General features: G+C 71.9%; 13 protein-coding genes and 1 riboswitch. Of the genes, 3 read left to right on the forward strand and 10 right to left on the reverse strand.

Annotation, left to right across the window (positions count from 1 at the left end):
- Window positions 1–75 precede the first annotated feature (75 nt).
- Window positions 76–993, forward strand: a complete 918-nt coding sequence (locus tag D458_RS0113750; protein ID WP_017587333.1) for an aldose 1-epimerase family protein — start codon at window positions 76–78, stop codon at window positions 991–993.
- A 27-nt stretch (window positions 994–1,020) separates the two neighbouring features.
- Here the strand turns inward: D458_RS0113750 and D458_RS0113755 are convergent, their stop codons facing one another.
- The 8 genes from D458_RS0113755 to rpe all read right to left on the reverse strand — a co-directional run bounded on the left by D458_RS0113755 (window position 1,021) and on the right by rpe (window position 8,662).
- The gene (locus D458_RS0113755) at window positions 1,021–1,602 is read right to left on the reverse strand and encodes a nucleotidyltransferase family protein (protein ID WP_017587334.1); all 582 of its coding nucleotides are present in this window, start codon (window positions 1,600–1,602) and stop codon (window positions 1,021–1,023) included.
- Window positions 1,603–1,784: 182 nt separating this feature from the next.
- Complete coding sequence (locus tag D458_RS0113760; RefSeq protein WP_026119284.1) at window positions 1,785–2,951, reverse strand: XdhC family protein; 1,167 nt, start codon at window positions 2,949–2,951, stop codon at window positions 1,785–1,787.
- A gap of 148 nt (window positions 2,952–3,099) precedes the next feature.
- Complete coding sequence (locus tag D458_RS0113765) at window positions 3,100–3,564, reverse strand: PH domain-containing protein (RefSeq protein ID WP_017587336.1); 465 nt, start codon at window positions 3,562–3,564, stop codon at window positions 3,100–3,102.
- 104 nt (window positions 3,565–3,668) lie between these two features.
- The gene (gene ribH, locus D458_RS0113770; protein WP_017587337.1) at window positions 3,669–4,142 is read right to left on the reverse strand and encodes a 6,7-dimethyl-8-ribityllumazine synthase; all 474 of its coding nucleotides are present in this window, start codon (window positions 4,140–4,142) and stop codon (window positions 3,669–3,671) included.
- A 117-nt stretch (window positions 4,143–4,259) separates the two neighbouring features.
- Window positions 4,260–5,555, reverse strand: a complete 1,296-nt coding sequence (locus tag D458_RS0113775) for a bifunctional 3,4-dihydroxy-2-butanone-4-phosphate synthase/GTP cyclohydrolase II (RefSeq protein WP_017587338.1) — start codon at window positions 5,553–5,555, stop codon at window positions 4,260–4,262.
- A gap of 82 nt (window positions 5,556–5,637) precedes the next feature.
- Window positions 5,638–6,294: a riboflavin synthase gene (locus tag D458_RS0113780; protein ID WP_017587339.1), complete on the reverse strand. Its 657-nt coding sequence runs from the start codon at window positions 6,292–6,294 to the stop codon at window positions 5,638–5,640.
- A gap of 118 nt (window positions 6,295–6,412) precedes the next feature.
- Window positions 6,413–6,543, reverse strand: a riboswitch (FMN riboswitch).
- Window positions 6,544–6,613: 70 nt separating this feature from the next.
- Window positions 6,614–7,687: a phosphatase PAP2 family protein gene (locus D458_RS0113785; protein ID WP_040702441.1), complete on the reverse strand. Its 1,074-nt coding sequence runs from the start codon at window positions 7,685–7,687 to the stop codon at window positions 6,614–6,616.
- Window positions 7,688–7,993: 306 nt separating this feature from the next.
- Window positions 7,994–8,662, reverse strand: coding sequence for a ribulose-phosphate 3-epimerase (gene rpe, locus D458_RS0113790; protein ID WP_017587341.1), 669 nt, complete (start codon window positions 8,660–8,662; stop codon window positions 7,994–7,996).
- A 67-nt stretch (window positions 8,663–8,729) separates the two neighbouring features.
- Here rpe and D458_RS0113795 point away from each other — a divergent pair, with 67 nt between their 5' ends.
- Both D458_RS0113795 and D458_RS0113800 read left to right on the forward strand, forming a co-directional pair.
- A complete protein-coding gene (locus tag D458_RS0113795; protein ID WP_017587342.1) occupies window positions 8,730–9,116 on the forward strand; it encodes a DUF6841 family protein in 387 nt (128 codons plus the stop codon).
- A 119-nt stretch (window positions 9,117–9,235) separates the two neighbouring features.
- The gene (locus D458_RS0113800) at window positions 9,236–10,231 is read left to right on the forward strand and encodes a phosphotransferase family protein (RefSeq protein WP_026119285.1); all 996 of its coding nucleotides are present in this window, start codon (window positions 9,236–9,238) and stop codon (window positions 10,229–10,231) included.
- A gap of 25 nt (window positions 10,232–10,256) precedes the next feature.
- Here the strand turns inward: D458_RS0113800 and D458_RS0113805 are convergent, their stop codons facing one another.
- Together D458_RS0113805 and fmt are read right to left on the reverse strand one after the other, a co-directional pair.
- A complete protein-coding gene (locus D458_RS0113805; RefSeq protein ID WP_017587344.1) occupies window positions 10,257–11,720 on the reverse strand; it encodes an RsmB/NOP family class I SAM-dependent RNA methyltransferase in 1,464 nt (487 codons plus the stop codon).
- A gap of 76 nt (window positions 11,721–11,796) precedes the next feature.
- Window positions 11,797–12,732 carry a methionyl-tRNA formyltransferase gene (gene fmt / locus D458_RS0113810; protein WP_026119286.1) on the reverse strand — a complete coding sequence of 312 codons (936 nt, stop codon included), beginning with the start codon at window positions 12,730–12,732 and terminating at the stop codon, window positions 11,797–11,799.
- Window positions 12,733–12,834 lie beyond the last annotated feature (102 nt).

Here is a 12,834-nt window from a genome sequence, read left to right on the forward strand (position 1 = left end):
GCCGTCGGGGCGACCCGGGCACGCTATGATCTCCCGGTTCGGCAGCGTGCCGAACCGTGGGAGAAGGGTGTACAGGTGGGCGAGGTGTTCGAGCTGCGTGCCGGTGAGTACCGGGCGCGAATCGACCGGACCGGTGCCGGACTGCAGGCGCTCACCTGGCGGGAACGGGACCTGGTCTGGCCCTACACCCGACCGCGGGGCCCCGTCGCCTCCCAGGGGCAGCTGCTGGCCCCGTGGCCCAACCGGGTCGCCTCGGCCCGCTACGCCTTCGGGGGCACCGAGTACCGGCTGGACGCCAACGACCCGGCCACCGGCTCCGCCATCCACGGCCTGGTCAGCGAGACGGAGTGGGCACCGGTCCAGGAGTCCGAGGAGGCCGTGACCCTGCGGCTGGACTTCCCCGGCACCCCCGGATACCCGTTCCCTCTGGAGCTGACCGCCACGTACCGGCTGGCGTCCGAGGGGCTGACCGTCACCACCACGGCGCGCAACACGGGGACCTCCGACGCCCCGTTCGGGCTGGGCTTCCACCCGTACCTCACCCTGGGCACCCCGCTGCGGGAGCTGGCCGAACGGGGCGAGGTCACCGTGGCCGCCACCGTCGGCAGCCACCAGCCCACCGACGACAAGCTGACACCCGTGGGCGCCCCCCAGCCGGTGGCCGGCACCGAGTTCGACCTGCGCCCGCCCGGCCGCCCCCTGGGAAACACGGTGCTGGACACCGCCTTCACCGGCCTCGACCGCGACGACGACCGCGCCTGGGTGCACCTGAGCGGCCCCGAACACCGGGTGTCCCTGTGGTCCGGCGCCGGTTTCGACTGGCTCCAGCTGTTCAGCTCCGACACGCTCAGCGGCGGGCTCCACCGCGCCCACCTGGCCGCCGAACCCATGACCTGCCCGCCCAACGCCCTCAACAGCGGCACGGACCTCATCGTCCTGGGCCCCGAGGAGAGCGCCGAGCGGTCCTTCGGCATCCTCGCCGAGCGGCTCTGAGAAGGACCCGCGCCGAACCCTCGGCCATCACCCGGGCTGAACGCCCCTGAGCATGTCCGTCAGCCGCGCCAGGTCCTCTTCGGTGTCGATGTCCTCGGGGCTGGCGATGTCGTCGCAGGCGACCGCGGTGACCAGGTGGGAGTAGGCGCGCAGGAAGGGCCGGGCGCCCACGTCCTGTTCGGCCATGGAGTAGACCGTGGACCAGTGTTCGCGGCCCAGCATCACCGGGTTGCGGGGGTTTCCGTTGTACGTGGCCACCGCGGCGCGGGCACCCAGTTCGAAGGCCTCCACCAGGCGTCGGACCGCCTCCGCCGTCACCAGGGGCTGGTCCGCGAGCGCGACCAGCAGGGCGTCGACGGTGTCGGGCATGGCGTCGATCCCGGCGCGGAGCGACGAACCCATACCGGTGGCCCAGTCGGGGTTGTGCACCGTGAGGGCACCGGGCACGGTGGTGTCGGCGGCACCCAGGACCGCCAGTACCGGAACGCAGCCGCCGTCGGTCAGGGTGCGTACACCCCGGTCGACGAGGCGTTCACCGCCGAGTTCGACCAGGGCCTTGGGGCGGCCGAGTCTGCTCCCCGATCCGGCGGCCAGCAGTAGGCCGGCCACCAGGCTCGTGTGCCTCGTCCCCTCGGTTCCCCTGTCCTTCGGCTCCCCAGTACCCATGACGCGATGATGCCACGGACGGGGTTCCCGGATGGCCCGCCTGGCTCAGACCGTGCACAAGAATCGGGACCCGGTTCCAGGGACACCACTTTGAACTGGTGTTTCTCCATCGGAACGGTTTCGGTTCACCTCTTGGCTTGACCGAATCCGGCCGGAATCAGCGGGGCGCTGGGCGTGTCACGGTGGATCCTGCCGCTGGTCTCTCGCAGGGCCCGGCCGCTCCCACCCCACCTGGTCTGCACGAGCTCGGCGGCGATGGACACCGCCGTCTCCTCCGGGGTCCGGGCCCCCAGGTCGAGACCGATCGGCGAGTGCAGCCGCTCCAGCGCCTCCTCGTCCACGCCGGCCTCACGCAACCGCTCGAGACGGTCCTCGTGGGTGCGCCGCGAACCCATCGCGCCGATGTACCCGGCCCGGGTGGTCAGCGCCCTCTTCAGGACCGGCACGTCGAACTTGGGGTCGTGGGTGAGCACGCAGATCGCGGTGCGCTGGTCGATCTCGTCGGCGATCTCGTCCAGGAACACGTGCGGCCACTTGACCACCACCTCCTCGGCGGTGGGGAAGCGCTTGGGGGTGGCGAACACCGGGCGGGCGTCGCACACCGTCACCCGGTAGCCCAGGTAGGTGCCGAGGTCGGCCACCGCGGCCGCGAAGTCGATGGCGCCGAACACCAGCATGCGGGGCGCCGGGGCGAACGACTGGACGAACACCTCCAGCTCGTCGCCGCGACGCTGGCCGTCCGTGCCGTAGTGCAGCAGGCCCGTGCTGCCCTGGGCGAGCATGCCGCGCACGTCGTCGTCCAGGGCGGCGGCCAGGCGCTCACAGCCCTCCCCCAGATCGCCTTCGGCGTGGCCGGGCCACACCACACGGCGGCGGCCGACCCGGCCGGCGTCCGAGGGGTCGGACACGATCGTGGCCACCGCGACCGGCTGGTGCTCGTCGATGGCGCCGAGCACCGAACCCAGCTGCGCGTAGGTCTCCCTGCTGACCGGCTCGATGAACAGGTGCAGAGTTCCGCCGCAGGTCAGGCCGACGCTGAAGGCGTCCTCGTCGCTGACCCCGTAGGTGCGGCGGACCGGGACCCCGGTACGGATGGCCTCCAGGGCCTCCTCGTAGACGGCGCCCTCCACACAGCCGCCCGACACACTGCCGGTGACCTCCCCCGAGGCGTTCACCAGCATGGCCGCGCCCGCGTCTCTGGGCGCGCTCTTGTAGGTGTCGACGACCGTGGCCACGGCGAAGGTCTCCCCCGAGCGGTACAGCTCGGACACAGACGATCGGACATCACGCATGCGGCACCTCTTCCACGACTCCCTACGACGGGCTCCACCGGTCGGCACGTGGTCCCCGGTACCAACCTATGTGCCCAAGACAACACGGAAGAGCCCCCGTTTCTCCAGGAAACGAGGGCTCGATTCGGTTTCGTCTACGAAGCCGGCTCTACGAACCGGGGTGTCCGGGCTCCTCGCCCTCACCGAGGGACAGCAGGGAACGGAACTCCGCCAGGTTGCGCCGGGCGAGCTCACCGTCGGTGCTCTGGATACCCATCACCGGCAGCGACGTGCCGTCGGACAGGTCCAGCGAGGGCCAGGGCTCCCCGACCGGCATCCGGATGTCCAGGACCTCCGGCCAGGCCAGGTGGTGGGTGCGGATGCCGTTGACGACGATCACGTTGCGCTCCGTGGCGGTCAGCCGGGGGCGGGCCAGCATGTGCAGCCCGGCGGCCACCGCGAGCCCGAGCCCCACGACCAGGAGGCGGTCCAGCAGCCGCCAGTCCTCGGGCAGGATCGCGGCGAGCACCACCATGGTCGCCACGATGAGCAGGCCCAGGCCGTAGGCGACCAGCCGTACCGCCCGGGGCCGCCAGGTCACCGGCAGGACCGGCTTCTTCGACGCCTCGTCCACAGGTTGTTCCCTCGTCCGCACCAACTGCTCCATCCGTGTCCACGCGCTCAGGCGTGACTCCCACCGGCCCCGACTCGTCGGTCGCGTGCGCCAGGAGGTCGGTGTCAGCGGCGCAGCCCGCGCAGGGCCACCGCCGTGTCCAGGGCGGCCAGCGCAGCCTCGGCGCCCTTGTTCTCGACGCTTCCCGGCAGGCCGGCGCGGTCACGCGCCTGTTCCAGGGTGTCACAGGTGAGCACACCGTTGCCCACGGGGGTGGACTCGCGCAGGGCCACTTCGGTGAGACCGTGCGTGACCGACTGGCACACGTAGTCGAAGTGCGGGGTGCCGCCGCGGATGACCGCGCCCAGGGCGATCACCGCGTCGTGCTTGCGCGCCAGCTCCTGGGCGACCACCGGGATCTCGACCGCCCCGGCGACCTTCACCACGACGGGGTCCGCGACCCCCGAGGCCTTCACGACGTCGAGCGCGTTGGCGAGCATCGGCTCGACGATCGGCTCGTTCCACCGGGTGACGACGATGCCCACTGACAGCCCGGAGGCGTCGATCTGCTGTTCGTCCGGACGTCCTGTGCCGCTCATGGCCGGCCCTTCCTGGGGATCGATGTTGCTGAAGATGCTTGTGTGCCTGGGTGGGCGGGTGTTCCTGGATGGCGGGTGTCGGCGGAGCGCAGACTCGCCGCCCCCCGGCCGCCCGGGCTACTCGGCGACGCCGGCCAGGTCGTGGCCCATGCGGTCGCGCTTGGTCAGCAGGTAGGCGAGGTTGTCGTCGGTGACGAAGGTGGGCATGGGCACCCGCTCGGTCACCTTCACGCCGTGGCGCTCCAGCCCCTCGGTCTTGGCCGGGTTGTTGGACAGCAGCCGTACCGAGGACACACCCAGGTCCGCGAGGATCTGCGCGCCCGCGCCGAACTCGCGCGCGTCGGCGGGCAGGCCCAGGCGCAGGTTCGCGTCGACGGTGTCCACGCCCTGGTCCTGGAGGCTGTAGGCGCTCAGCTTGTGCAGCAGGCCGATCCCCCGGCCCTCGTGTCCGCCCATGTACACGATGACGCCGCGCCCCTCCTTGGCGATGTCGGCCATGGCCGCGTCGAGCTGGGCGCCGCAGTCGCAGCGGTACGAACCGAACGCGTCCCCGGTCAGGCACTCCGAGTGGACACGGGCCAGGACGTCGGTGCCGTCGGCCAGGTCACCGAAGACCAGCGCGACGTGCTCGGCGCCGTCAGCGGTGCCCTTGAAGCCGACCGCACACCACTCGCCGTGCTGGTTGGGCATGCGGGTCTCGACCATGCGGGTGACCAGCGGCGGGTTGGCCTCCTCCTCGGTGAGGGTCTCACCGAGGGCGGCGCGGTAGGCGGCGAGCTGCTCGACCGACACCAGCTTCAGGCCGTGCTCGTCGGCGAACTCGCGCAGGCGGGGCAGGCGGGCCATGGTGCCGTCGTCGTTGACCACCTCGGCCAGCACACCCGCGGGACGCAGCCCGGCCAGGCGGGCGAAGTCGACCGAGGCCTCGGTGTGGCCGCGGCGGGCCAGCACACCGCCCTTCCGGGCGCGCAGAGGCAGGATGTGTCCGGGGCGCACGAAGTCGGCGGGGCCGCTCTCGGCGGCGGACAGCAGCCGGATGGTGTGCGCGCGGTCGGCGGCCGAGATACCGGTGCTGACACCCTCACGGGCGTCGACGGTGACGGTGTAGGCGGTGCGCAGGCTCTCCTCGTTGCGCGCGGTCATCAGCGGCAGGTCGAGGCGGTCCAGGTCCTCGCCCTCCATGGGGACGCACACCACACCGGAGGTGTAGCGGATCATGAACGCGAGCAGCTCGGGGGTGGCGAGCTCCGCGGCGAAGATGATGTCGCCCTCGTTCTCGCGGTCCTCGTCGTCCACGACCACGATGGCCCTGCCCGCGGCGAACTCGGCGATGGCGTCCTCGATCCGGTCGAGGGCGACGGCCTGCTCGTTCCGCTCGGGGTCGGCGGCCGGTGTGGTGTCGGTGACGGTCATTCCCGCTCCTGAAGGTACGTCGTGGGTGGTTCTCGGTGGGTGGCAGCGCGGTGGTGGCGCGGGTGTGCGCGCCGGGGGCGACCTAGCGGTCGGCCCGGGCCTGCGTACCCTCCTGGGCGCGGATCCGGGCGACCGCGGTGATGCGTTCCACGTACTTGGCGATGACGTCCACCTCGATGTTGACGATGGCGCCGACCGCCAGACCGCCCAGGGTCGTGGCCTCCAGGGTGGCCGGGATGAGGCTGACCTCGAAGTACTCGTCCTTGGCGCCGGGGGCGCTCACGGCGGAGACGGTGAGGCTGGTGCCGTCCACGGTGATGGACCCCTTCTCCACCACGTACGGGGAGAGCTCCGGGGGCATGCCGAAACGTAGAACGTCCCAGTTGTCACCGGGATTCCGGGACAGGAGCGTGGCGGTGCCGTCGACGTGCCCCTGGACGATGTGGCCGCCCAGGCGGGTGTCGGTGCGGGTGGCGCGCTCGAGGTTCACGGGGGCGCCGGGGGTGAGGTCGCCGAGGTTGGAGCGGTCCAGGGACTCCTTCATCACGTCCGCGGTGAAGGTGCCCTCGCCCTGGCCGACGACGGTCAGGCACACGCCGTTGACCGAGATGGAGTCGCCGTGCTTGGCATCGGAACTGACCAGGGGTCCGTGCACGGTGAGCAGAGCGGCTTCGCCTCCGGCCCCGGCCGACTCGATGGAGGTGACCTTGCCGAGCTCTTCCACGATTCCGGTGAACACGCCCTACATCCCTTCGCCTGGTACGGCTCCGGGGAAAAGGTGCGCGGAAAACGGGTCCACGACAAGGGCGTCACTGGACGCCGACGCCAAAGGGTTGGCACGGCTCAGATCCGCCCCAACGCGTACTGCCTCCCATCCGGACTTTAACCGTCGGTACCGGAATTCCACCGGTTCAACCGGTCGATGGACTCGACCGGGTCGCGGACTATCACCGCCGGTTCGGACTTTCACCGACCCCGGAGCACGCGTTTGACTGTTGTCTAAACGATCATGATCTTAACCCCTCGGTAGCCTGGGCGCATAGCCGGTGTGACGGGATTCATGTCCGGTCGCCCTCCCCGGCCCCGGAGGGGCGTTCGGGCGTCTCGGGGGCCTCCTCCGGCTCCCCGACCTCGCCCGATTCCTCCCCGGAGACGGCCTCGGGGCGGCCGGCCAGGCCGCTGCGCACGAACAGCTCCGGCGCGCCGTAGGCGGCCCAGAAGGCCATGGAGCCGTAGACCGCGAAGCCGGCCAGTGCCGCGGGCAGGCCGGCCAGGTTCCGGAAGAGCACCTGGTCCACGACCAGGATGAGCACGACCACGGAGATCCCGAGGACGAACCGGGCCACCCGCGCGGTGACGGTGCCCGCCGCGCTGTACCAGCCGCGCCGGTACAGCAGGGTGAACCCGAGGACGCCGCCCAGGAGCGCACCGGAGGTCGTGTAGAGGCCGGTCAGGGTGTACCCGGCCGGGTCGGCGGGGGTCGCTCCGATCCACTCCTCGGCGGGAACCGCCCAGCCGCCGCGCACGCCCAGCTGCCAGACGGTCGCCACCACGCAGGGCACCAGCGCGAAGGCGAGCAGGTAGGACACCCAGCGCACCGTGTCCAGGGAGCGCCACCAGGCCAGCACACGGTCCTCGTAGCGCAGGACCGCCCACAGGACGGCACCGCCGACCAGCAGGCCGACCACCACGTCGCTGATGAAGTGCGCGCCCAGGTAGATCCGGGAGAAGGCCACCAGGGCGATCACCGCGACGGCCGCCCACAGCAGGGAGCGGCGGCCCGACTTCGCCCCGAGATAGCCGTAGGCCACGACCGCGGCCTGGCTGTGTCCCGAGGGCATCCCGAAACTGCCGTGGTGGCTGTAGCCGGTGACCAGGGCGTCGAACCAGTAGGGCCTGGAGCCGTAGAACACCGATTTGAGCAGGTTGTTCACCACCGCCGAGGCGATGACCGCGACGAAGAGCCGTGATCCGATGCCCGCGTGGACGCTCCAGAAGACGGCGGCCATCAGGACGACGAGGACGCCCTGGGAGCCCAGGTGGGTGACGGCACCCAGCGGATGGGACAGCCACTCGCCCCACCCCTGCAGCCAGCGGATCGCTGAGCTCTCCGCCTCCCACAGGGCGTCCATGGCCAGGTGCTCGGTGGTCCAAGCGTTCACGCGTACTCCACAGGTCCGCGCCTGGCAACGCGCTCACGCCGCGCCGCTCCCCCGGACACGGGCGCGTCGGGCGCATGCAGGGGAAGACGGAGCCGCGACCAAGCGAAAATCAACGACTACAGCGGGCAGCATAGGACGAACGGGGCCGCTGTGACCAGGCCCACAGGCACGCCGCGCCGTGATCGTTACCCGAAGGTAGGTTCGGGCTCCGGGGGCAGGGCACGGGGGCACCGGTCGGGCACGGGCCGGGGTCCACAGCCCTCAGGGGAACACGGCTCAGGGGAGCTTGCTGGCCTTCCGGGCCTGGGCGCGCAGGGACTCGATGGCCTCGTCCGGGTTCTGGGCACCGTAGACGGCGGAACCGGCGACGAACACGTCCGCTCCGGCCTCGGCGGCGCGCTCGATGGTCTCGTCGCTCACCCCGCCGTCGATCTGGAGCCAGACCGCGGCGTCCCGGCTGTCCAGGAGCTCACGGGCCTTGCGGATCTTGGGCAGCACCAGGTCCAGGAACTTCTGGCCGCCGAAGCCGGGCTCGACGGTCATGAGCAGGAGCATGTCCATCTCGCCGATGAGGTCCGCGTAGGGCTCGACCGGCTCGGCGGGGTTGAGGGCCAGGCCGGCGCGGGCGCCGTGCCTGCGGATCTCGCGCAGGGTGCGCACGGGGGCGCCGGCCGCCTTGGCGTGGATGGTGACGCTGCCCGCGCCCGCCTCGGCGTAGGCGGGGGCCCAGCGGTCGGGGTCCTCGATCATCAGATGGCAGTCCAGCGGCGTGGTGGTCGCCTTCAGGAGGGACTCCACGATGGGCAGGCCCAGGGTGAGGTTGGGGACGAAGTGACCGTCCATGACGTCGACGTGCAGCCAGTCCGCGCCGGGGACGGCGGCCGCCTCGTCGGCGAGGTGTGCGAAGTCGGCGCTGAGGATGCTGGGAGAGATCTGAATTGCCACGTCAGCAGTGTATCCAGGCCGACTCGGGGCAGGTGTGCCACGGGGAGACATCGACCGAGGAGGCGCCATGCTGGACGAGGACGGGCTTCAGGCCTTCCTGGAGGCCTACAGCCGGGAGCTGGTGGGCGGGGACCTCGACGGGATCGCCGCCCGGTACAGCTATCCGGCCTACGTCGCCGGGGACACGCAGAGCATCGCGGTGGCGGCGCCCGCCGACGTCAAGGAGGCCTTCACGGGCGCGGCGGAGCAGTACCGGGAGCGCGGGCTGGTCGGCGTGGTGCCGGAGATCAGACGAACCGAGGAACTCACCGCGAGGCTGGTGTGGGCGGACGTGCGCTGGTCCTACCGCGACGCGGACGACGCGGAGGTCCGGGCCGAGACCTACCGGTACCTGCTGCGGGAGACGGGGAACTCCTGCATGATCTGCGTGGTGGTCGCGATCGGCGCGATGTAGCTCGAGGAGTCCGCGCCTTTACGGCGTAGATTCCTATTTGTCCGAATTGCACCCCTGGGCAGCACGCGGTCGGACAGCTAGCGTCGCGCTGTCGTCTCAGGGAGCGCAGGGGGATTCGGGTGAGTGGGAATCGGGTCGTACCGTCGGAGGAGCAGGTGCGGGCCGTACTGGCCGAAGCAGGAATCGGCCCCGACCGGCTGGAGGCCTGCGAGGAGCTCGCGGAGGGGACCTTCAACAGCGCCTACCGCCTGCGGATGGCCGACGGCGCCGACCTCGTCCTGAAGGTCGCGCCCGACCCCGCGGCACCCGTGATGGGCTACGAGCACGGGATGATGCGCACCGAGGAACTCTTCTACCGCACCGCACACGGCGGGGTCCCGGTCCCCGAGGTCGTGCACGCCTCCTACGACCGCTCGGCGGTCGGCAGCGACCTCCTGCTGATGACCTGGCGCCCGGGGCGGACCCTGTACTCCCTGCGCGCGGAACACGGCTCCGACCGGTGGAACCGGCTGCGTTCCGAGCTGGGCGGGACGGTCGCCGCGCTGCACCGCACCACCGGGCCCGGGTTCGGGTATCCGCAGGCAGGACTGGCCGCCGACTGGCGGACCGCCTTCCTCGGAATGCTCGACTCGGTCCTCGCCGACGCCCGCCGCTTCGAAGCGCCCCTGCCGGTCCCCGCGGACCGGATCGCCGAGCTGCTGCACGGGCGGGCCGGCCTCCTGGACGGGGTCGGGACCCCGGCCCTCGTCCACTACGACCTCTGGCCGGGCAACATCCTGGTCGAGGACACCGGCCGGGGCCCGAGGATCAGCGCCCTGGTGGACGGCGAGCGCGCCTTCTGGGGCGACCCGCTGGCCGAGGCGGTCTCGTTGGCGCTCTTCGGCGACATCGCGGACGACACCGCGTTCCTGGACGGCTACCGCGCCGCGGGCGGGATCCTGGAGCTCGACGAGAGCGCCCGGGGACGCCTCGCGCTGTACCGGAGCCACCTGTACCTGATCATGCTCGTCGAGGCGGTCCCCCGCGGCTACGAGGGCCCCGACCACGACCGGCAGGCCCGGTACGTCGCCCGGGAACTGGTCGGGGCCCTGGCGGAGCTCTCCGCCAGGGCCTGACCCGGGCCTCCCCGAGGCCGCGGTCCTACTCCGGCTTCCTGCGGAACAGGGCGAGGAACATGGCGTCGGTGCCGTGGACGTGCGGCCAGAACTGGACGTACCTGCCCTCGGGGCCCGCGGCGAGGTCGGGGACCTCGTCGAGGTAGTCGGGAGCGCGCAGGAGTTCGAGGTCGTCGCGTTCGGCCAGGACCTTCCGGACGATCACGTCGGTCTCGTCCAGGTGCGGCGAGCAGGTCACGTAGGCGACCACACCGCCGGGGCGCGCCGCCTCGACCGCATTGGTGAGGAGCTCGTGCTGGAGCGGGGCGAGCTGGGTGACGTTCTCGGGACCGCGGCGCCAGCGGGACTCGGGACGGCGGCGCAGGGCGCCCAGGCCGGTGCACGGCACGTCCGCGAGGACCCGGTCGAAGGAGCCGGGCTTCCAGGCGGGCCGGGTGCCGTCGGCGGCGATGGTGCGGCCGGCGTCGCGGGGGGCGCGGCGGACGGCGTCGGCCACCAGGCCCGCGCGGGCGGGCTGGAGTTCGGAGGCGACCAGCCGGGCCTCACCCTGACCGGCGAGGGAGGCCAGCAGACCGGCCTTGCCGCCGGGGCCCGCGCACATGTCCAACCACAGGGCGTCGCGGCCCTGGGCGTCCACCCGGGACAGCGCCAGCGCGACGAGCTGGCTGGCCTCGTCCTGGACGGCGGCCCGTTTCTGGCGGATCTCGCGGATCGCGCCCGGGTCGCCCTCGGGCAGGTAGGCGGCGAAGGGGGAGTAGCGTCCGGGGATCGCCCCGGACTCCTCGAGGTCGGAGACCTTGGCGCGGCCCGGCTTGGCCACCAGGGTGACCTTGGGGCGCTCGTTGTGCGCGATCAGCAGCTGTTCGGTCCGGACCAGGCCATCCTTGGCCCGCTCGCCCAGGGCGCGGGCCAGCTCCTTGACCACCCAGCGCGGGTGGCTCAGGACGACGGACAGGTAGCCGCTGGGGTCGCGGTCGCGGTCGGGCGCGATGACGTCGATCCACGCGTCCAGGTCGCGGGCGCTGACCTTGCGCAGGATCGCGTTGACGAACTTGCCGCGGTGCTGGCCCACCACGCGCCGGGCCAGGTCGACGGTCTCGCTGACCGCGGCGTGCGGCGGGATGTTCGTGGACAGCAGCTGGTGGGAGCCCATCCGCAGCAGCGGCAGCACCTCGGCGTCCACCGAGGCCAGCGAGCGGTCGACGCAGGTCTCCAGAACGGCGTCGTAGGTGCCCTGGCGGCGCAGGGTCCCGTAGGTGAGCTCGGTGGCCAGCCCCGCGTCCCTGCCGTACATGCCGCGCTCCTTGAGCAGGGCGGGCAGGAGCAGGTTCGCGTAGGCGTCGCGCTGTTCCACCGCGCGCAGCACGTCGTAGGCGACCCGGCGGGCCGGGTCGCGGGGCTGGGGCGGACCGGACCGCTGGCCACCGCCCTGCCTGGGCTTGCCGCCCTTTCGGGGGCGCTGGTGCTGGGACCGGGACTGCTCGCTCAACGTGTGCTCTGCCTCAACAAACCGGGGACGTGTGCGGGCGCGTGCTCACGCCCGCCTGAACCGAGAGTACGGCAGCTCAGCGGCCCAGTCGGTCATCTTCGGTGGGACGCACGCCACGCGCCCAGTCCACGGCGGCCATGGCCTTCTTGCCCTGGGGCTGCACCTGGCCGAGTTCGACGGGGTGGGTGCTGGTGCCGACGATGACGTGCTTCTTGTCCACGTGCAGCTGACCGGGTTCGAGGTCGGGCCGGTCAGCGTCGGTGACGGGCCGGACCGGGCCGACCTTCAGGCGCATGCCGCGGAAGGTGGTCCAGGCGCCGGGCGCGGGTGTGCAGGCGCGGGCGACCCGGTCCACGCGCATGGCGGGCGCGGTGAAGTCGAGTTCGGCGTCCAGGGTGGTGAGCTTGCCCGCGTAGGAGACGTCGGCGTCCGGCTGCGGGACCGGGCTGAGCTCCCCGGAGGCGATGCCGTCGACGGTGCGGACCAGGAGCCCGGCTCCGGAGACGGAGAGGCGTTCGAGCAGCTCACCGCTGGTGTCGGTGGGCCGGACCGTCTCGGTGAGGGTGCCGTAGACCGGGCCGGCGTCGAGCTCCTTGACGATGCGGAAGGTGGCGGCGCCGGTGACGTCGTCGCCGTGCAGGACGGCGTGCTGGACCGGGGCGGCGCCGCGCCAGGCCGGCAGCAGCGAGAAGTGCAGGTTCACCCAGCCGTGCTCGGGGATGTCCAGCGCGGACTGCGGCAGCAGGGCGCCGTAGGCGACCACCGGGCAGCAGTCGGGGGCGATCTCGGCGAGGCGCTCCAGGAACTCGGGGTCACCGGCCTTGGCGGGCTTGAGGACCTCGATGCCCTCGCTCTCGGCGAGTTCTCCGACGGGGCTGGTGGAGACCTTGCGGCCGCGCCCGGACCGGGCGTCGGGCCGGGTGACCACAGCCGCGACCTCGTGTTCGGAGTCGATCAGTGCCCGGAGCGAGGGCACCGCCACCTCCGGTGTTCCGGCAAAGACAAGCTTCATGTTCAGGTCCCCTCCGCTGCGCCTACGGGTCACTGTTCTACCAGTCCCGGAGCGGTCCCCGGCCGCGAAGAGCGGTGTTGTCGGCGGCTTCTGGTAAACCAG

Origin of the sequence: Nocardiopsis ganjiahuensis DSM 45031 (assembly GCF_000341085.1) — a bacterium.
Lineage (GTDB): Bacteria > Actinomycetota > Actinomycetes > Streptosporangiales > Streptosporangiaceae > Nocardiopsis > Nocardiopsis ganjiahuensis.

Coding starts and splice junctions, on each gene's coding strand:
- D458_RS0113760 (WP_026119284.1), bottom strand. CDS start 2,951: ATGCGTGATGTCCGATCGTCTGTGTCCGAGCTGTACCGCTCGGGGGAG.
- ribH (WP_017587337.1), bottom strand. CDS start 4,142: ATGAGCGGCACAGGACGTCCGGACGAACAGCAGATCGACGCCTCCGGG.
- D458_RS0113775 (WP_017587338.1), bottom strand. CDS start 5,555: ATGACCGTCACCGACACCACACCGGCCGCCGACCCCGAGCGGAACGAG.
- D458_RS0113785 (WP_040702441.1), bottom strand. CDS start 7,687: ATGGACGCCCTGTGGGAGGCGGAGAGCTCAGCGATCCGCTGGCTGCAG.
- D458_RS0113795 (WP_017587342.1), top strand. CDS start 8,730: ATGCTGGACGAGGACGGGCTTCAGGCCTTCCTGGAGGCCTACAGCCGG.
- fmt (WP_026119286.1), bottom strand. CDS start 12,732: ATGAAGCTTGTCTTTGCCGGAACACCGGAGGTGGCGGTGCCCTCGCTC.